The sequence below is a fragment of the Ideonella sp. FW305-24 genome (assembly GCF_058788035.1).
Window position 1 is genome coordinate 220864 of the sequence record NZ_JBYTAI010000009.1, and the last position, 19456, is coordinate 240319.

16 protein-coding genes are annotated in these 19456 nt (G+C 68.4%); 3 read left to right on the forward strand and 13 right to left on the reverse strand.

Going from position 1 to position 19456, the window contains the following annotated elements:
• The first annotated feature begins 254 nt into the window (after window positions 1–254).
• Window positions 255–1334, forward strand: coding sequence for a DUF3466 family protein (locus AC3WR5_RS23125; RefSeq protein ID WP_492487455.1), 1080 nt, complete (start codon window positions 255–257; stop codon window positions 1332–1334).
• Window positions 1335–1394: 60 nt separating this feature from the next.
• Here the strand turns inward: AC3WR5_RS23125 and AC3WR5_RS23130 are convergent, their stop codons facing one another.
• The 10 genes from AC3WR5_RS23130 to AC3WR5_RS23175 all read right to left on the reverse strand — a co-directional run bounded on the left by AC3WR5_RS23130 (window position 1395) and on the right by AC3WR5_RS23175 (window position 13147).
• Window positions 1395–2183, reverse strand: a complete 789-nt coding sequence (locus tag AC3WR5_RS23130; protein WP_492487456.1) for an SDR family oxidoreductase — start codon at window positions 2181–2183, stop codon at window positions 1395–1397.
• Between the two features lie 31 nt (window positions 2184–2214).
• Window positions 2215–3189: a DMT family transporter gene (locus tag AC3WR5_RS23135; protein WP_492487458.1), complete on the reverse strand. Its 975-nt coding sequence runs from the start codon at window positions 3187–3189 to the stop codon at window positions 2215–2217.
• On the reverse strand, window positions 3186–4031 hold the full coding sequence (locus AC3WR5_RS23140) for a GNAT family N-acetyltransferase (RefSeq protein WP_492487460.1): 846 nt from the start codon (window positions 4029–4031) through the stop codon (window positions 3186–3188). Before AC3WR5_RS23140 ends, AC3WR5_RS23135 begins: the two co-directional genes overlap by 4 nt.
• 7 nt (window positions 4032–4038) lie before the next feature.
• Entirely contained in the window at window positions 4039–5655 is a 1617-nt protein-coding gene (locus AC3WR5_RS23145) for a gamma-glutamyltransferase family protein (RefSeq protein WP_492487461.1), read from the reverse strand.
• A gap of 135 nt (window positions 5656–5790) precedes the next feature.
• Window positions 5791–7368, reverse strand: coding sequence for an MFS transporter (locus AC3WR5_RS23150; protein WP_231011245.1), 1578 nt, complete (start codon window positions 7366–7368; stop codon window positions 5791–5793).
• Window positions 7369–7729: 361 nt separating this feature from the next.
• Entirely contained in the window at window positions 7730–9241 is a 1512-nt protein-coding gene (locus AC3WR5_RS23155) for a tripartite tricarboxylate transporter permease (RefSeq protein WP_141289147.1), read from the reverse strand.
• Window positions 9242–9257: 16 nt separating this feature from the next.
• Window positions 9258–9728, reverse strand: coding sequence for a tripartite tricarboxylate transporter TctB family protein (locus tag AC3WR5_RS23160; protein ID WP_492487462.1), 471 nt, complete (start codon window positions 9726–9728; stop codon window positions 9258–9260).
• A 284-nt stretch (window positions 9729–10012) separates the two neighbouring features.
• On the reverse strand, window positions 10013–11809 hold the full coding sequence (locus tag AC3WR5_RS23165) for a GspE/PulE family protein (RefSeq protein ID WP_492487463.1): 1797 nt from the start codon (window positions 11807–11809) through the stop codon (window positions 10013–10015).
• 25 nt (window positions 11810–11834) lie between these two features.
• Window positions 11835–12632: a spermine/spermidine synthase domain-containing protein gene (locus tag AC3WR5_RS23170; RefSeq protein WP_492487465.1), complete on the reverse strand. Its 798-nt coding sequence runs from the start codon at window positions 12630–12632 to the stop codon at window positions 11835–11837.
• Between the two features lie 5 nt (window positions 12633–12637).
• Window positions 12638–13147, reverse strand: coding sequence for a DNA-deoxyinosine glycosylase (locus AC3WR5_RS23175; RefSeq protein WP_492487467.1), 510 nt, complete (start codon window positions 13145–13147; stop codon window positions 12638–12640).
• A 98-nt stretch (window positions 13148–13245) separates the two neighbouring features.
• Between AC3WR5_RS23175 and AC3WR5_RS23180 the strand changes: the two genes are divergently transcribed.
• Window positions 13246–15522: a prolyl oligopeptidase family serine peptidase gene (locus AC3WR5_RS23180; protein ID WP_492487468.1), complete on the forward strand. Its 2277-nt coding sequence runs from the start codon at window positions 13246–13248 to the stop codon at window positions 15520–15522.
• Between the two features lie 4 nt (window positions 15523–15526).
• Here the strand turns inward: AC3WR5_RS23180 and AC3WR5_RS23185 are convergent, their stop codons facing one another.
• The 3 genes from AC3WR5_RS23185 to AC3WR5_RS23195 all read right to left on the reverse strand — a co-directional run bounded on the left by AC3WR5_RS23185 (window position 15527) and on the right by AC3WR5_RS23195 (window position 18446).
• The gene (locus AC3WR5_RS23185; RefSeq protein ID WP_492487494.1) at window positions 15527–16348 is read right to left on the reverse strand and encodes a TatD family hydrolase; all 822 of its coding nucleotides are present in this window, start codon (window positions 16346–16348) and stop codon (window positions 15527–15529) included.
• A 102-nt stretch (window positions 16349–16450) separates the two neighbouring features.
• On the reverse strand, window positions 16451–17173 hold the full coding sequence (locus AC3WR5_RS23190) for an ABC transporter ATP-binding protein (RefSeq protein ID WP_492487470.1): 723 nt from the start codon (window positions 17171–17173) through the stop codon (window positions 16451–16453).
• Window positions 17166–18446, reverse strand: a complete 1281-nt coding sequence (locus tag AC3WR5_RS23195) for a lipoprotein-releasing ABC transporter permease subunit (RefSeq protein WP_492487472.1) — start codon at window positions 18444–18446, stop codon at window positions 17166–17168. The genes AC3WR5_RS23190 and AC3WR5_RS23195 overlap by 8 nt, the downstream gene beginning before the upstream one ends.
• A gap of 39 nt (window positions 18447–18485) precedes the next feature.
• Between AC3WR5_RS23195 and AC3WR5_RS23200 the strand changes: the two genes are divergently transcribed.
• Complete coding sequence (locus AC3WR5_RS23200) at window positions 18486–19454, forward strand: hypothetical protein (RefSeq protein ID WP_492487473.1); 969 nt, start codon at window positions 18486–18488, stop codon at window positions 19452–19454.
• Window positions 19455–19456 lie beyond the last annotated feature (2 nt).

A 19456-nucleotide genomic window follows, 5' to 3' on the forward strand; every position in this document is an offset into this window, starting at 1 on the left:
GAGGCGGCCTGTGGCATGAACAAATCAACCATACGGCAAGCTGTTGCAGCGCACAACGCATAAGCACGGCGTTTGATTCGGGGTTTTCCCGCGAGGTTGCCCGCATTGCTCCTCAAACGGAACGCCGGCTACGCGGGCATGGCGTCCTACCGATTGGGGATGGCAGCACCAGCACCCCTGTCGTTAGCATGCCGCTCGGCAGCCCACTGCCGCGACACATCAATCAAGAAGCGAACTTTCTGGAGGGAATTTCCATGCGTGTTCACGCGCCCCTGCGCCGCCTTACCGCGGCTGCGGCCATCTCTGCCATGGCCATGTCTTTCGCCTTGCCTGCCCATGCTGCGACCTACACGGCAAAGCGGGTGAAGTTGACCCATGACATTGGCGCCGGATGCAACGTTGCCGGCATCAACGATGCCGGACAGCTTTCCGGAGGCTGCTTCACAGCAGATGAGCTGTTCTCCGTCGGTTCCGTGACCGAAGCCAAAGGCAAGAAGCCGACGGACTTCGGGCTGCTCGGCGGGATCGACAGCTATGGCTATGACATCAACAACAACGGCGTTGTGGTCGGCGAAGCTACGCTGCCGGGCGATGTGATCTACCACGCCGTGTTGCGCAAGCCTGGCGACGCCGGTTTGACCGACCTCGGCACGCTGGGAGGAAGCTACGCCTACGCGGCTGGCATCAATGACAACGGTCAAATCGTGGGCTACTCGTACACCACCGACGATGCCCAGGGACAGATCTTCGTCGCCAGTTTGGCTGACACGCGATTGGTGAATCTCGGCGCCGTGAATGACGTAACTTCCAGTACCCCAGTTGGCATCAACGGCAAAGGCGTCATCGCAGGCTATGGCTACACAGCCGCAAGTCCGAACTACACGCACGCGTTCTACGCCAAGCCGCCGAAATACAAGTTCATTGACCTCGGGACACTGGGCGGTGCGATCAGCCTTGCGACAGCCATCAGCGACAACGGTCTGGTGGTCGGATACTCCAAGATCGATTCCACCAGTTTCCGCCGCGCTTTCATCGCCGACGTCAATCAAGGTGGCGTGATGAAAGACCTGGGAACGCCAGTCGGCCTGAATACGCGTGCCTACGGGGTGAACAATCATGGCCAAGTGGTCGGCAGCTACCTCCTCGCAGACGGGGTGACCTACGCGCCTTTCATGTGTTCCGGCGACTGCAGCGACTTCGTTGACTTGAATACGGTGACCAGCGGGCTACCGGAGGGCGTCCTGTTGACCTCCGCCAGGATCATCAACAAGAAAGGCCGCATCGTCGCGCACGGCAGTGACGGCTACGCCTACCTGTTGACGCCGCAGCAGTAACCCCGCTGTGCAGCGAGCTCAAGCCGCCCATTGGAGTTCACTCAATCGCGGCCAACACGTTTAGAACGTCCCCGAAAATGACCCGCCGTCCTGGAGGACGTTCTGCCCAGTGATGTAGCCCGCCTGCACACTGCACAGGAAGGCACACGCCGCGCCGAATTCTTCAGGTTGGCCGAAACGCTGGGCCGGGATGGCGAGGCGGCGTTGGTCGCGCAGGGACTCGACCGGGCGGCCGCTGGTGGCGGCGGCGCCGGCCATGGTCTTTTGCAGGCGCTCGGTGTCGAAGGCGCCGGGCAGCAGGTTGTTGATCGTCACGTTGCGGGCGGCAAGTTGGGGCTGACGGGCCAGGCCGGCGACGAAGCCGGTCAGGCCGCTGCGGGCGCCGTTGGACAGGCCCAGCGTGGCAATCGGTGCCTTGACGGCGCCGGAGGTGATGTTCACCACGCGGCCGAAGCCGCGTTCGGCCATGCCGTCCACCACGACCTTGATCAGCTCGATGGGCGTGAGCATGTTCGCGTCCAGCGCGGCGATCCACGCGTCGCGGTCCCAGTCGCGGAAATCGCCGGGCGGTGGGCCACCTGCGTTGTTGACCAGGATGTCGACCTGCGGGCAGGCGGCCAGCGCGTTGGCGCGGCCTTCGGCGGTGGTGATGTCCCCCACCACGCCACGCACCTGCACGGACGGGTTCGATGCGCGCAATTCGGCCACGGTGGCGGCCAGCGCCTCGGCACCGCGGGCGGTGATGACCACGTTGACGCCTTCGGCCGCCAGCGCCTGCGCGCAGCCCTTGCCCAGCCCCTTGCTGGCGGCGCAAACCAGCGCCCATTTGCCGTTCAGCCCCAGATCCATGATGTGTTGTGCTCCATTGAAGAGTTGAGATTCAGCGCTCGACCGTTGGCTCGGCCGGCGCGCCCGGCGGCGCGACGGTGGCCGCAGCCGGGGTGCGCGAACGGGTGACGATCCAGACGCCGCTGAGCACCAGCGCCGTGCCCAGCAGCAGCACCGGCGTGAAGCTTTCGCCCAGCAGCGCAATGCCCATGAAGATGGTGCTCATCGGGCCGATCATGCCGGCTTGCGCGGTCAGCGTGGGGCCCAGGCGTTCGATGGCCATCATCGTCATCAGGACCGGCGCGACGGTGCAGGCGGTCGCGTTCAGCACCGACAACCACAGCACCGCAGGCTGCACTTCGGCCAGCCCGCTGATCGGCCGGGTCACCAGGAAATGCGCGATGCACAGGCCGCAGGCCACCGTGGAGGCCAGACCCGTGAGGCGCAGTGAGCCGACCCGCTTGACGACTTCGCCGCTGGCAACCAGGTAGCACGCATAGCTGATCGCGCTGCCAAACACCAGCAGGCCGCCCAGCACGGTGTGCGTGCCTTGCAGGCTCATCTCGCTGCCAAACACCAACAGCGTACCGGCGTAGCTGACCAGCATGGCCAACACCGCGCGCGGCGTGAAGCGCTGCCGGCCCAGCAGCACCGACATCACCAGCACGATGGTCGGGCCGAGGTAGAGGATCAGCCGCTCCAGGCTGGCGCTGATGTAGGCCAGGCCCATGAAGTCCAGCAGGCTGGCCAGGTAGTAGCCGGAAAAACCCAGGCCGAGGATGGCCAGCCAGTCGCGCAGACCGAGTGCGGGTTTGCCGCGCCCGGCCCACCACGAAAGCAGCAGGAAAAACGGCAGCGCGAACAGCATGCGCAGCATGATCAGCGTGACCGCGTCCACGCCGTGCCGGTAGGCCAGCTTGACGATGATGGCCTTGCCGGAAAACGCGATGGCGCCGGCAAAAGCCAGCGGCAGGCCGGTGCGCAGCGGGTGCGGCTGGGCGAGGCTGGCCGAGGAGGCGGCGCTCATGCTTCGGTCTCCAGGACTGCGAGGCCACCGTCGTCTGGTGCGCGCCGCTGCAGCGCCCAGTCGCGGTCGAAACCCTGGAAGCCGACAGAGCGGTAGATGCCAATCGCCACGTCGTCCGGATCGGCCTTCATCAGCAGGCGCTGCAGGTCCCAGTTCGCGAACCCCCATTCGCAGACCGCGGCGACCAATGAGCGGCACAGGCCGCGGCGGCGCCAGTCCGGATGCGTCTCGACGTGCTGGAAGCGGCCGACTTCGCCGTCACGCAGCAAGCCGCAGTCGGCCGCCAAAACGCCATCGCACCAGACGCCGAACCACTCGGCAATGCCGCTGCGCTGCATGGCCGCATAGCGCGCCATCTGGCGCTCGCGGAAACGGCGGTAACCGGCTGGCGCGTGGCCGTCGGTGTCGGTGCATTGCAGTTCCACCAGCGCGGGCAAATCCTGGGCCCAATCGACAGGCCGGACGAGGACTTCGCCGCGCGGCGCAGGAGGCCGCTGCAGTTCACCGCGCTGAAGCGCCAGTACCTCGCTGTCGTAGCGCTCGAAGCCTGCGGCGCGCCAGCTCGGCAGCGCGTCGGGCGGTGGTGCGTCGCTGTTGAAGGCAAAGGCCACATGCCGCACTTCGGGCCGGCCAGCGGCCACTTCGTCGTTGAAACGGCCCAGCCAATGCGCCAGGTCGCCATCAGCCGGCGTATGCGGCAGCGCGAGGAAGTTGCCCCAGTAGAAGTTGGGGTTGGCGGGGGTGCGAACGACCAGGCAGTCGTCACGTTCGATCAACTCGGCGTCGAAGCGGTGCAGGATGAAGTCGGTGCGCCAAGCGGCGCGCAGGTCTTGGAATTTCATGCGGGGGTCAGAAGCCGACGGCGGCGCCGTCGCGGCGGGGGTCGCTGGCGGCGACAAAGCCGTCCACCGCGGGGTCGCCAAGGCGCCAGATGAACTGGCCGGCGCCGAAGTCCTGGTAGCTGTCGTTGATTTGCTCGATCTGGTGGCCACGCTCGCGCAGCCCCGCGAGCACGGCAGGCGCAATGTGGGCCTCGACGTTCAGCGACAGGCCCTGGTTGTAGCGCCAGCGCGGCGCGTCGCAGGCGGCCTGCGGGTTCTGGCCATGCGCCAGCATGCGCACGAGGGTCTGCAGGTGCCCCTGTGGCTGCATGTTCGCGCCCATCACGCCAAAGCTCATCACCGGCTTGCCGTCCTTGGTCAGGAAGGCCGGGATGATGGTGTGGAACGGGCGCTTGGCCGGCGCAACGACATTCGCGCTCGCCGGGTCCAGCGAAAAACCATGGCCGCGGTTCTGCAGGCTGATGCCCCACTCGGGCAGCACCACGCCGGAGCCGAAACCCATGTAGTTGCTCTGGATGAAGCTGACCATGCGGCCTTCTTCATCGGCGGCGGTCAGGTAGATGGTGCCGCCCTTGACGGGATTGCCGGCGCCGAAGTCCTGGGCCCTCGCAGGGTCGATCAGCTTCGCGCGCTCGGCGAGGTAGGCCGGCTCCAGCAGCTGTTCCGCCGTGACGGCCATTGCGCCAGGCTCTGCAACGAAGCGGTACACATCCGCGAAGGCCAGCTTCATCGCTTCGATCTGCAGGTGCTGGGCCTCGGCGCTGTCGATGGGCAGCGATGCGTGGTCCCACTGCTTCAGGATGCCCAGCGCGATCAGCGCGGCAATGCCCTGCCCGTTCGGCGGAATCTCGTGCAGCCGGTGGCCCAGGTAATCCATGCCGATGGGATCGACCCACTCGGGCTGGTAGCCGGCCAGGTCGGCCACCGTCATCGCGCCGCCTTGCGCCTTCGCGGCTGCGGCCAGCGCCTCGGCGATCTCGCCCTCGTAGAACGCTCGTCCGCGGGTTTCGCCAATGGCGCGCAGCGTGCGGGCCGCGCCAGGCATGGCCCAACGTTCGCCCACCGCTGGCGCCCGGCCCCTGGGCAGGAACACATCCGTAAACCCGGGCTGGCGGGTGAGTTCGGGCAGCGCGGCGGCAGCGGCCCATTTCTGCTGCACGACGACAGGCACCGCGTAGCCGCGCTCGGCGATCTCGGCGGCCGGCGCCAGCACTTGCGCCAGCGGCAGGCGGCCGAAACGCTCACTGAGTGCGACCCAGGCAGCCACCGCGCCGGGCACGGTCACGGCATCCCAGCCGCGCACCGGTGGCGTGGCGCGGCCGTCGCCGTATTTCTGCTGGAAGTAGCCGGGCGACCAGGCGGCGGGCGCGCGGCCCGAGGCATTCAGGCCGTGCAGTTGCTGGCCGTCCCAGAGGATGCAGAAGGCGTCCGAGCCCAGACCGTTGCTGCAGGGCTCCAGCACCGTCATCGCGGCGGCGGCGGCAATGGCCGCGTCCACAGCGTTGCCGCCCTGCGCCAGCAGCTTCAGCCCTGCCTGCGCAGCCAGCGGATGAGACGTGGCGACGACGTTGCGCGCGAACACCGGCAGGCGGGCGCTGGGGTAAGGATTGGCGTAGTCGAACATGGCAATGGCGGCGGGTGGCCGGTCAAGGGGTGGATCTTCGCAGCCTCGGCGAATCAACGGGCGCGGCGGGCTTCTCGACTGCACAAGCCTGGCTTCGCAGGCTCGCGCCTGACAAGGTGGCCTGCTCGGCCAGCACTACAAGGTGGCTTGCTCGGCCAGGTAGCGACTGACAACCGGGTCGTGCGCGCCGAGGTGGAACTGCAGGCGCTGCGCGCGCAGGCCCGCGTCCGCGGCAGTGAATCGCTCCTGACGGCGCAGGTGCTCGACCCAGTTCTCGTCAACAAAATATTCGACGTAGCGGCCCACCCGCTCGCTGTCACGGAACAGGCCCCAGGACAGCGCGCCCTGCCTCAGCCGTGCGCGCTTGGTGTCCTGCATCACCCGCGCGAATTCGGCCGCCCGCGCCGGGTCGATCAGGTACTCGACGGTGACCATCACCGGACCTTCGTCGGGATCGATGTCAATGGCCGGGTTCGGTGCGCTGAATGGCTTTGCGCGGCTGTGGTCCTCAGCGGCGCTGGGCAGCTCGCGCTTGCGCACCACCGCCAGCACCGCCAAGCCGAACAGCGCCGAGGCGGTCAGGCTCCAGCGCACGCCCAGGTGCTCGGCCACCTGGCCCCACAGCGCCGAGCCGGCCGCAGTGCCGCCCATCAGCGCCATCTGGTAGATCGCCATGCCGCGGGCGCGCACCCAGTCGGGCAGCGCCATCTGGGCGGCCACCGTCAGCGTGTTGGCGGTCGAGATCCAGGCCATGCCGGCCACGAACATGGCCAACATCGCGACGGCTGGATGCGGCGCCACCACCACCAGCAGGGTGGCCCCGGCATGCGCAGCCGGGCCCCAGGTGATGAAGCGCGAGGCATCGAAGCGGGCCCGCCAGCGCGGGAACAGCATCACCGCGGTGATGGCGCCCGCGCCCTGGCAGGCCAGCAGCGCGGTGAACAGGTGCGCGCCGCCGCCCAGCAGCCGCGCCACCAGCGGCAGCATCGACAAGAGCGCGGCCGAATGCAGGAAGAACAGGAAGATGCGGGTGAGCACGCCACGCAGCCGCGGCGACTGCCAGACGTGCTGCGCGCCCACGCGCATCGCGCCGACAAAACGTTCGCCCGGCAGTGCGCTCTGGCGCTTCTGCTGCGACTGCCAGCGCAGGATGATGACAAAGGCCAGCAGCGACAGCAGCGTGTTGGTGACGAACACCCAGGCACTGCCAAACGAAGCCAGCAGCACGCCGGCCAGGATGGGGCCGATGATGCGCGACAGGTTCATCGCCACGCCATTGAGCGCCAGTGCGCCGGCCAGGTGATGCGGCGGCACGACCTCCGGCACGATGGCCGCGAACACCGGCCAGCGCAGCGCCAGGCCAATGCCGTTGGTGAAGGTCAGCAGCAGCAGCAGGCCGGCGTTCATGCCGTCTGCCAGCGCCACGACCGCCAGCACTGCGGCATTCAGCCCGACCCACAGCTGCGTGGCGGCGAAGTAGCGGCGGCGGTCGAGCAGGTCGGCCAGCGCACCGCTGGGCAGGCCCAGCAGGAAGACCGGCAGTGTGGACGCGGCCTGCACCAACGCCACCATCGTGGTGCTGGTGCTCAGCGTGGTCATCAGCCAGCCGGCCGCCACGTCGTTCATCCACATGGTGATGTTGGCCGTCAGCCAGGCCAGCCACAGCATGCGGAAGACCGGTACCTCCAGCGGCGCCAGCGCCGAGCTGCGCATCGGCACCGGCGGCGTGGCTTCCTGCGGCAGCACGGGGCCTGGCGCGCCGGCGGCGGCCTCGGCCTCCAGTTCGGCGCCGAGTTCGGCAGGCACCGGGGACGCCGGCACTTCCGGCGCGATGGCCGCAGCCTCCACGGCGGCTTCTACCGGACCCGGTACCTCCATCTCGGTCCCCAGCGGCAGCCTGGCCTGGGGGTCGCTGTCATCTGGCGGTGGAACTTCACGCATGGGCACACGCAATCATCGCGGAAGGACCGCCTGAACAAAAAAGCCCCGCCGAGCGTAGGGCTTGGCGGGGCCATCAGAGGTACGGGTCATCACGGACCCGCCACACCGCAGCGAAGCGGTAGGCGTGCTGTCATCAGTCTTCCTGGAAGGCTTCTTCGCGCTTGTTCTTGATGGACGGCAGCATCACGACCACGATCATCAAGGCCGCGGCGATCAGCAGGCCCGCCGACAGCGGACGCGTCATGAAGGTGGCCCAGTCACCACGCGACAGCAGCAACGCACGGCGCAGGTTCTCTTCCATCATCGGTCCGAGGATGAAACCCAGCAGCAGCGGCGCAGGCTCGCAGCCCAGCTTGTAGAACAGGTAGCCGACGAAGCCGAACCCGACCGCCATGTAGACGTCGAAGGTGTTGTTGTTCAGCGTGTACAGGCCAATGCAGCAGAAGGTCAGGATGGCCGGGAACAGCAGGCGGTAAGGCACCGTCAGCAGCTTGATCCACATGCCGATCAGCGGCAGGTTCAGGATCACCAGCATCAGGTTGCCGATCCACATCGAGGCGATCAGGCCCCAGAACAGCTCCGGGTTGCTGGTCATGACCTGCGGGCCGGGCTGGATGCCCTTGATGGTCATCGCACCCACCATCAGCGCCATCACCGCGTTGGGCGGGATGCCCAGCGTCAGCATCGGGATGAAGCTGGTCTGCGCGCCGGCGTTGTTGGCCGACTCGGGACCCGCCACGCCGCGGATGTTGCCCTGGCCGAACGGCACTTCGCCCTTGCGGCCGCGGGTCTTCTTCTCCAGCGTGTAGGCCGCGAACGAGGCCAGCAAGGCACCGCCACCCGGCAGCACGCCGAGGATGGAACCCAGCGCGGTGCCGCGCAGCACGGCGGGCCAGGCGTCCATGAAGTCCTGCTTGGTCGGCCACAGGCCCTTCACATCCTTGGTGAAGACTTCGCGGTGCTCGGCCGGCTGGCCGAGGTTGGCGATGATTTCACCGAAGCCGAACACACCCATCGCGATGGTCACGAAGTTGATGCCGTCGGTCAGCTCGGCAATGTCGAAGCTGTAGCGCGGCGTGCCGGAGATCACGTCGGTGTTGATCTGGCCGAGCAGCAGGCCCAGCAGGATCATGCAGATCGCCTTGACCAGCGAGCCCGAGGCCAGCACCACCGCACCGATCAGGCCCAGCACCATCAGCGAGAAGTACTCGGCCGGGCCGAACTTGAAGGCCAGTTCGGTCAAGGGCGGCGCGAAGGCCGCGATGATGATGGTGCCCACGCAACCCGCGAAGAACGAGCCCAGGCCGGCCGCAGCCAGCGCCGCACCGGCGCGGCCCTTGCGGGCCATCTGGTAGCCGTCGATGGCTGTGACCACCGAGCTGGATTCACCCGGCACGTTGATCAGGATGGCAGTGGTCGAGCCACCGTACTGCGCGCCGTAGTAGATGCCGGCCAGCATGATCAGCGCCGGCGTGGCGTCCAGCGAATAGATGGACGGCAACAGCATCGCGATGGTCGCGACCGGGCCCAGGCCGGGCAGCACGCCGATCAGCGTGCCCAGGATCGCGCCGAAAAACGCGTAGGCCAGGTTCGTCAGCGTGAAGGCCGTGTGAAAGCCGATGCCGAGGTTTGAAATCAGGTCCATGACTGCAACTGCCCTTTCAGCCGCCCAGGCCGAACATGGTCGGCCACAGCGGAATGATCAACTTGAGGCCGAGCACGAAAACGGCCCAGGACATTGCGGTCAGCACCACGGCGTTCAGGATGGCGGCACGCCAGCTGAACTCTTCACTGGCCAGGCTGGAGATGATCACCAGCAGCGGCAGCGAGATGAACATGCCCAGGCGCTCCAGCGTCAGGCCGAAGACAAACACCGCGGCCAGGATGATGAGCAGTGGCCGCCAGGCAAAGCTGCCGACCGGATCGCCGTCGGCCGACTCGATGGTCAGCGCCTTGAACAGCACCACGCCACCCAGCACAGCCATCAGGATGCCGAGGCCAAACGGGAAGTAACCCGGACCCGGGCGGGCCGAACTGCCGAAGCTGTATTCAGTGGCGCCCCAGGCGAAGGCAATGCCCACCGCCACGAACATCAGGCCGGACCAGAAGTCCTTCTGACTCTTTATCTTCACGAGATCTCCTCCAATGACAGGTTCCCGACAGATTCTAGGCAGCGAGCCATGACAGGCCGCTGTGGAATACACGTAAGCCCAATGCCTAGACCGGGACCCTTCGACAAGCTCAGGGCGAACGGTGTGGGGGCGCCAGACGAGTCACTTTCCCCGTTCGGGCTGAGTCACCTTTCCCGTTCGGGCTGAGCCACTTTCCCCGTTCGGGCTGAGCTTGTCGAAGCCTTGTCAGGTCGTCGCGCGCGACCCTTCGACAGGCTCAGGGCGAACGGATTCGCTGAGGGGGCTCAACCCTCCCAACGCGGGGTGGAACGCAGCACTTCTTCGAGCGTGGTGATGCCCTGGGCGACCTTGTTCAGCCCAGCCAGCCGCAGCGGCTGCAGGCCTTTTTCCAGTGCGCGCTGGCGCAGCAAGGCAGGCTCCAGCCGCGGGTGAATGGCCTCCTGGTGGGCCTGCTCCATCACCATCAGTTCGTACAGCGACGAGCGGCCGCGGTAGCCGGTGCCGCGGCAGATCTGGCAGCCCACGGCCTTGTGCGGGCGCAGCGGGCAGGTCAGCTTGAAAGGCTTGGCCTGGTCCTGCAGCATCTCGGGTGTGATCAGCGGATCCGGCACGGCGCAAGCCTTGCACAGCGTGCGCGCCAGGCGCTGGGCCAAAACGCCAACCACGGTGGCCGAGATCAGGTACGGCGGCACGCCCAGGTCCACCATGCGGGTGATGGCCGAGGGCGCGTCGTTGGTGTGCAGCGTCGAGAAGACCAGGTGGCCGGTGAGCGCGGCCTGGATCGCCATCTCGGCGGTTTCCAGGTCGCGGATTTCGCCGACCATGATGATGTCCGGGTCCTGCCGCATCAGCGCGCGCAGGCCCTCGGCAAAGCCAAGATCCACGGAAGGCTGCACCTGCGTCTGGTTGAAGCTGGGCTCGATCATCTCGATCGGGTCTTCGACCGTGCAGACGTTGACCTCGTCGGTCGCCAGCTTCTTCAGCGTGGCGTACAGCGTGGTCGTCTTGCCCGAGCCCGTCGGGCCGGTGACCAGGATGATGCCGTGCGGCCGCTCGATCAGGCCGCGCCAGCGGCTGGCCTCGTCAGCCGAGAAACCCAGCGCGTCGAAGGGCTTGTTGGCAGCGGTCGGGTCGAAGATCCGCATCACCACCTTCTCGCCAAAGGCGGTGGGCAGCGTGGACAGCCGCATTTCGACCTCGCCCTGCCCGTCCGGCCGGCGCGTCTTGATGCGGCCGTCCTGCGGCCGGCGGCGCTCGATCACGTCCATGCGGCCCAGCAGCTTGATGCGCGCGGTCATCGCCGCCATCACCGTCTGCGGCACTTGGTGCACCGTGTGCAGCACGCCGTCAATGCGAAAACGCACCGCGCCGGTGTCGCGCCGCGGCTCCAGGTGGATGTCGCTGGCGCGCTGCTCGAAGGCGTATTGCCACAGCCAGTCGACGATCTGGATCACGCCCTGGTCATTGGCGTCCAGCGTGTCCTTGGACTTCAGGTCGACCAGGGCCTCGAAGTTGTTCGAGGCGCCGCTGTCCGCGCTGCTCTTGCGGGCCACGCGCACGCTTTGCGCGAGCTGGTAGAACTCGGCGGTGAAGCGTGCCACTTCGTCGGGCGAAGTCAGCACCAGGCGGATCTTGCGCTTGGTGTGGGCCTCGATCTCGGCCACCCAGTCGACCGCAAACGGCTCGCAGGTGGCGATGGTGATCTCGGTTGGGCCCACTGCCACCGGCAGCGCTCGTCGGCTCTCGGCATAGGCCTGGGACATGACCTCCTGCACCCGGCTGGCTTCCACACGCAGCGGGTCGATCTTCAGCACCGGCAGGTTGAAGCGCTGGCCCAGCCAGGCGGTCAGCGTCTCGACGGTCAGCTGCTGCTGGTTGCGCGCGTCCACCAGGCCGGCACCGCCCAGGCGCAGCAGCGGATGCAGGCTGGAGCCCGCCTGGCCGAAGCGCCGCACCAGGCGCTCGGCCTCCTCAGTGCTGAGCGCGCCATCGTCGCGAAGCCACTTGAGCAGATGGCGCATGTCCAGCGGGCCGCGCGGGGCGGCGGCGGGACGGTCAGCGGCGCGGATCGGAGCGTTCATCAATGGCTAGCAAGCAAGGACATCATCAGCTGGCAGGCCCGGCCAGCACGGCCGGATCCAGTGGCCGCACCATGCGCAGCCACTTGCGCGCCGGCAGGCCGAAGCGGCTTTCGATGTTAGCGGCGCGCGCGGTCAGGGTCTCGCGGTCCGGCACCTTTACATGCCGGGCTGCCACGACCACCGTGTTGCCCTCCTGCGTGGGCCGCAGGCTCCAGACCTGGTCCAGCCCGAAGACGCGGGCAATGCGCGCGGCGCTGCGCTGGAAGCTGGCGTGGCGGCCGAACAGGTTGACGGTCATCAGCCCGCCTTCGTCCAGCACGTCGCGGCAGGCGGCATAGAAGGGCTCGTCGTCCAGCACCGGCTCGGCGGCGTCGTGGTCGTAGAGGTCCACGTTCAGCACCTGCGCCGTGTGGCGGTTGGCCGGGTCCAGCACCCAGCGGGCGGCGTTCTGGTTCACCACGCTGAGCTTGGCGTCGTCGTCCGGCAGGCGGAACCAGAGACGGCAGGCCTGGATGACGGACGGGTTGATCTCCACTGCAGTCGTCTTCATGCGCAGCACCTTGTGCGTGAAGCGGGTGATGGCTGCGGCGCCCAGGCCCAGCTGCACGCTGTGGCCCTCGGTCACCTCCTCTTCCGGCCGCCACAGCAGCCAGGCCATCATGCGCTGGATGTACTCCAGCTCCAGCTGGTTGGGCTTGGAAATGCGCATGGCGCCCTGGATCCAGATGGAGTCCAGGTGCAGGAAACGCACGCCGTCATATTCGGACATCGTGGCGCCGACCATCTCGGGCTCGGCAGCGGTGTTGGTTTTCTTGGAAGGCATGAAAACTAGGGTTCGATCAGGCCGCATTCGGCAAACACCCGCCGCCAGGCGGCCAGCTTGCGTTCGAAAGACCAGGAGGCATTGGCCGGGCTGGTGGAGGGCAGCTTGAAGACCGGCACGCCGAAGCTGGCTGTGAAGCGCTGCGCGCGGGCCGATTCGCCGCCGTTGTGGGCGATGCCGCGCAGCAGCGGCAGCGTGGGGATGAGGCTGGCGAAGTCGTTGAACTCGGCTTGCTGGATCGCACTGTCCAGGCTGCCTTCGCGCTCGCAGGCGGCGTACACGTCCCAGATGCCCAGCCCGCGCTCGCGCACGGCGGCCAGCCGGTCTTCGTAGGCCATGGCCTTCAGGTCCAGCCCCAGCAACTGGCCGACGATGGGCCAGAACTGGTTGCGCGGATGGGCGTAGTACTGCGCCGCATCCAGCGAGGCCACGCCGGGGAAACTGCCCAGCACCAGCAGTCGGGTGCGGGCGTCGGTCAAGGGAGCAAAGCCAGCCAGCATCGCGGCATTGTCCATGCGAATGGCGCAAGCCCGGGGCTGTCCTGCAGACGGGGGATGGTGCGCCCCGCAGCCGCACCGGACACTGCGCAAGCCGCAACATCAGGACGCCCGCCATGCCACTCGCACGCCTCGCCGAACTTCGTCTGCCGCGCCCTCCCGCAGCGCGCGCGATCTCGCGGCTGAGCGTGGTGTTGGCCGTGCTGTTCTGCGCGGGCACGCAGGCCGTCGAGCTGCCACCCGTGGCGCCACCGGGCAACCTGGTCACCGACTACCCCGGCGCCCGCGTGGCCGACCCATACCGCGCGCTCGAAGACCTCAGCTCGCCCAGCACCCAGGCCTGGGCCGCGGCGCAAGCCGCCTACACCCGCACCCAACTGGACGCCCTGCCCGGCCTGCAGCCGCTGCGCGAGCGCATCCAGGCGTTGGACGCCAACCGCAGTCCGGCCATCGTCTCGCTGGACATTGCCCGCAGTGGCGCCTGGTTCTACCTGAAGCGCGAGCCCGGCGCCCGCGTGGCCAAGCTCTACACGCGCGCCAGTGCCAGCGCGCCCGAGCGCTTGCTGCTGGACCCTGAGAAGTGGGAGAAGCAGACGGGCGTGGCCCACTCGATCAACAACATCGCCGCCTCGCCGGACGGCAGGCACGTGGCCGCCGTCGTCTCCAAGGCCGACGCCGAGCTGGGCGACCTGCGCGTGTTCAGCACCAAGGACGGCCGCGATGAAATGCCGCCAGTGCCCGGCATCTGGGGCGAGATCCCCGGCATGTGGCTGCCAGACAGCCGCGCGCTGATCTACATGCGCGGTGCTGACGCCCTGACCCCGGGTGGCGCCGCCTTCGGCAAGATGCAGGCCCACCTGCGCCGCCTGGCCGGTGGCGAAGACGCCTTGCTGCTGGGTGCAGGCCAGGCAACAGCAGCCATGGGCCCGCAGATCCGCGAACGCGACTGGGTCTGGGCCGACAGCCAGAGCAACCCCGGTTTTGCCGTGCTGCAGCTGAGCGACGGGGTGGGCGCCAATGCCCGCGTGATGTTCGCGCCGCAAGAGGCGCTGCTGAAGCCCACTGCGGCGGCCGCCTGGCAGACCTTGTTCGGCGAGGACATCCGGGCGCGCGGCGTGGCGCAGCAAGGCCCGTGGGTCTACGCCCGCAGCGCGCAGGATGCGCCGCGCTACCAGGTGCTGCGCTACGACCTGCGTGCGCCGACTCTGCCGCCAGTGGCCGTGGTGCCGCAGCAAGTGGGCGTGATCGACGAGATCACTGCCGTGCAGGACGGGCTGTACTACATCGTGCGCCAAGGCTCGGTCAGCAAGCTGTACCGGCTGCCGCATGGTGCGGGTGTGGACAAGGCGGCCCAGGTGCAGTTGCCGTTCGAAGGCGCGGTCTCGTTCCTGGGCGCGCAACCGCACCGGCCTGGCGTGGTGGTCACGCTGCAAGGCTGGACCAAGGCGCTGCAGGCCTACGTGGTGCAGGACCTGCGCGCCACGGCCAGCCCGCTGATCCCGCCCGACCGCAGCGGCGTCGGCCAGGACTGGGTGTCGGAAGAAGCCACCTGCACAAGCCACGACGGGGTCGAGGTACCGATGTCGCTGATCTACAAAAAGGGCCTGGCCAAGGACGGCAGCCACATGACGGTGCTGGACGGCTACGGCGGCTATGGCATGGCCGAGACGGCTTACTTCAACCGCAAGCTGGACCCGTGGCTGCAGCGCGGCGGCATCTGGGTGGACGTGAAGCCGCGCGGCGGTGGCGCCTATGGCCACGAGTGGTACCAGGCCGGCGTGGGCGCCACCAAGCCCAACACCTGGAAGGACATGATCGCCTGCGCCAAGGCGGTGGTCGCGCGCGGCTACACCCGCAAGGACAAGCTGGCCATCATCGGCACCAGCATGGGTGGCGTGGCCGTGGGCCGGGCCATCACCGAGGCGCCGGAGCTGTTTGCCGCCGCCGTGGTGCGCGTGGGCATCACCGACAGCGTGCGCTTCGTCGAAGCCACCGACAACGGCCCGAATCACGAGCTGGAAATGGGCTCGGTGAAGACCGAGGCCGGCATGCGCCAGCTGCTGGCCATGAGCACCTACGAACACCTGCAGCCCGGCACGCGCTACCCGGCCGTGCTGTTCACCACGGGCATGAACGACAAGCGCGTGGCCCCGTGGATCTCGTTCAAGACCTTCGCCCGTTTGTCCGCTGCCACCGCCAGCGGCGCACCGGTGCTGCTGCGGGTGGAGACGGCCGGCGGCCACGGCGTGAGCCAGACGGCCGAGCAGCGCAACGCCGAACTGGCCGACGTGTTCGCCTTCCTGGCCTGGAACCTCGGCGACCCTGGCTTCCAGCCTGCCACCAGCATGCGGTCGACCGCGACAGCCGCGGTGCCTGCCTCGGCGCCGAACTGAAGCCTCAGCCCGCCATCAAGGCGGCCAGCCGGGGCAAGGCCGCAAAGGCGTTGGCCCGGGTCTGCGCCGCGGCCTGTTCGGTGGTCCAGCCTCGCAGCTCGGCCAGCGTCTGCGCAATGCGCGGCAGCTCGGCGGGCTCGTTGCGGCCGGTCACCTCACCCGCGGCGCGCTGCTCTGCCGTGCGGTAAAGCCAGTGCGGCGGGATGTCGGGCGCGTCGGTTTCCATCACCGGCGCCGTCTCGGGCACGGCCACCAAGCGCTCGCGGATCTGGTTCGCGCGCTCGAAGGTCATCGCGCCGCCAAAGCCCAGGCGCAAGCCGCGTTTGACGAACTCGTCCGCCTGCTGGGCGCTGCCGTTGAACGCATGGGCAATGCCGCCCACGCCCTCGACACGCCGCAGGCCTTTGAGCACCGCGTCCGCCGAGCGGCGCACATGCAGCAGCACTGGCAGGTCCGCGGCACGCGCCAGCTTCAGCTGCGCCCAGTAGAAGCGCTCCTGCTTCTCGCGGTCCAGGCCCGGCACGAAGTGATCCAGCCCGATCTCGCCGACGGCCACCAGGCGCGGATCGCCGGCGTGTGCCTTCAGCGCCGCGGCCAGCGTGTCCAGGTCGGCCTCGTTGGCCTCGTCCACGCACAGCGGGTGGATGCCCAGCGCGTAGCTCAGCAGGTGCCGGTGCGCCAGCTCGCGCACGGTGTCGAAGTTGGAGACCGCCACCGCCGGCAGCACCAGCATGTCCACGCCTGCGGCCCGCGCCCGCGCCACCACAGCATCCCGGTCCGCATCGAACTCCGGCGCGTCCAGGTGGCAGTGGGTGTCGATCCACATCGTGGGCACGTCAGCCCCTCGTGCGACGAGTAGGTCGCCCGATCCCCCGAGGGGATGCGGGCCGGCTTGGGAGCGGCCCGGCGCTCGGCCCGCGCAGGTGTCTCATGCGGCTTCGGTGGCCGGCGCCAGCAACCGGCCTGCCTCCATGCGCAAGCTGCGGTCGCAGCGCGCGGCCAGCGCCGCGTCGTGGGTCACCAGCACAAAGGCCAGGCCCCGCTCGCGGGCGCGTTGCAGCATCAGCGCGAAGACCTTGTCGGCCGTGTCGCGGTCCAGGTTGCCGGTGGGCTCGTCGGCCAGCACGCAGGCCGGTTGGCTGACGAGCGCCCGCGCCAGCGCCACGCGTTGCCGCTCGCCGCCGGAAAGCTCGGAGGGCCGGTGCAAGACCCGCTCGCCCAGGCCAACCTCCGTGAGTGCCGCGCGCGCCGCGTCCCGCGCCTGCGGCGTCGGCACACGGCGGATGCGCAGCGGCATCGCCACGTTGTCCAGCGCGCTGAACTCGGGCAGCAGGTGGTGGAACTGGTAGACAAAGCCCAGGTGCTGGTTGCGCCAGCGGCCTTGCTGCGCGGCGTTCATCGCGTCGAAGCACTCGCCCATCAGCGTCACGCTGCCGCCGGTCGGCGCGTCCAGTCCGCCAAGCAAATGCAGCAGCGTGCTCTTGCCGGAACCGGAAGCGCCGACGATGGCAAGCGTCTCGCCAGCGCGCACCTGCAGGTCAACGCCGCGCAGCACCTGCACGTCCAGCGGTCCTTCGATGAAACGCTTCTTGAGGCCTGCGCACTGCAGCGCCACATCACCTGGCCGGACTGCCATCTTGGGTTCATTCATAACGCAGGGCCTCGGCAGGATTCACGCGGCTGGCGCGATAGCTCGGGTACAGCGTGGCCAGGAAGGACAGCACCAGCGAGATCACGCCGATGGGCATGATGTCGCCCCATTGCGGGTCGCTGGGCATGCGGCTGATCAGGTAGATGCTGCCTGGCAGGAAGCTCACGCCCAGCAGGTGCTCGATGAAGGGCACGATCACGTCGATGTTGAAGGCCACCAGCAGCCCCAGGCTGACGCCGGCAAAGGTGCCGATCACGCCGGCCGCGGCGCCCTGCACGACGAAGATGCCCATGATGGACCCCGGGCTTGCGCCCAGCGTGCGCAGGATGGCGATGTCGGCCCGCTTGTCGGTCACCGTCATCACCAGCGTGGAGACCAGGTTGAAGGCCGCCACCGCGACGATCAACGTCAGGATGATGGCCATCATGCGTTTTTCGATTTGCACCGCGTCGTACCAGGCGGCGTTGGTGCGCGTCCAGTCGCGCACCAGCACCTGCGGTCCCAGCAGGCTGGACAGCTGCACGCCGACTTCGCGTGCCTTGTGCACGTCGTTCAGCCGAAGCTGCACACCGGTCGGCCCGTCCCGGCGATAGAGCTTGGCCGCATCGTCCAGGTGCACCAGCGCCAGCGCGCTGTCGTATTCGTAGTGGCCCACGCTGAACACGCCCGCCACGGTGAACTGCTTGAACCGAGGCGCCACGCCAGCCGGCGTCACCTGCGCGCCCGGCGCGATCAGCGTCACCGAGTCGCCCACGCGCACGCCCAGCAAGCGCGCCAGCTCAGCCCCCAGGATGATGCGCCAGGCGCCCGGCTGCAGCTGGTCCAGCGTGCCGTCCTTCTTCAGCTGCGAGGCCAGGTCGGTCACGCCGCCCTCGTCGGCCGGCGACACGCCGCGCACCACCACGCCCCGCATGTCCTCGCCACGCGCCAGCAGCGACTGCGCCGCGATGAACGGTGCTGCAGCTTTCACCTCCGGCAGCGTCTTCGCCTTGTCGGCCAGCACATGCCAATCCGGCAGCGCATTGTCAGTCGCCGAATTCAGCTCCACATGCGGAATGGCCGCCAGCATGCGGTCCCGCACCTCCTTCTGGAAGCCGTTCATCACGCTGAGCACGATGATCAACGCCGCCACGCCCAGCGCAATGCCGATGACCGAGACAAACGAGATGAAGGAAATGAAGCCATTGCGGCGCCCCGCCCGGCCTGCACGCGTGTAGCGCCAGCCAACCTGCCATTCGTACGGCCAGGCCGACCCGGAAAGAAGTGAACTCATGGGGGCGGATGCTACCGGAGAGGCCGCGATAATCGCTCCATGCATCTCGTGCTCCCCTTCGCCAGCGCCCTGACGCCGCCAGCCCAGCACGCGATCTCAACGCTGGCATTGCCAAACCTGGAGCGACTGCTCGGTCGGCTCCAGCCGGCCGGGCTTGCGCCTGCCGCGGCGCCGGAGGAAGACGAAGAGCTTTCGCTGAGTGCGCCGCATGAGCAGGTGCTGGCCGCCGCCTGGGGTTGGCCAGCCGGGCCGGCGCAGGATGGGTTGTTGCCTATGGCGGCGGTGGCCGCGCAACGCGACGGGCTGGCGCCGGCGGATGACGAGTTGGGCTGGGGCTTGCTGAGCCCGACGCACTGGCATGTGGGCACCGACCAGGTCTCGCTGACCGACCCGGCCACGCTGGGGCTGGACGAGGCGATGTCGCGCACGCTGTTCGATGCGCTGCGCCCGCTGTTCGAGGAAGACGGCTGGAAGCTGCAGTGGGGCGCACCCACGCGCTGGTACGCCACGCACCCCAGCCTGCGCAACCTGCCGACCGCGGCGCTGGACCGGGTGATCGGCCGCAATGTGGACCTGTGGCTGAACACCCACCCGCAGGCCCGGCTGATCCGCCGGCTGCAGGCCGAAGTGCAGATGCTGCTCTACAACCATCCGGCCAACGACGAGCGCGAGGCGCGTGGCCTGTTGCCGGTCAACTCCTTCTGGCTCAGCGGCACCGGGCCGACGCAGCCGATGCCCAGCGCCGGCGCCGGCATCGTGGCAGACGACTGCCTACGCGCACCCGCACTGGCCGGCGACTGGACCACCTGGGCCGAGGCCTGGGCCGCATTGGACGCCGGCCCGCTGGCCGAGGCGCTGGCCAGCGTGACGGCCGGCCAGGCTTTCATGCTCAGCCTCTGCGGCGAACGCCGTGCGCAGACCTACACGCCGCGCCCGCTGGCCTGGTGGCAGCGCGGCCCGCTGGCGCCCGGCCGCGTGCACGCGGCACCGCTGCTGGCCTCTCTTTGATT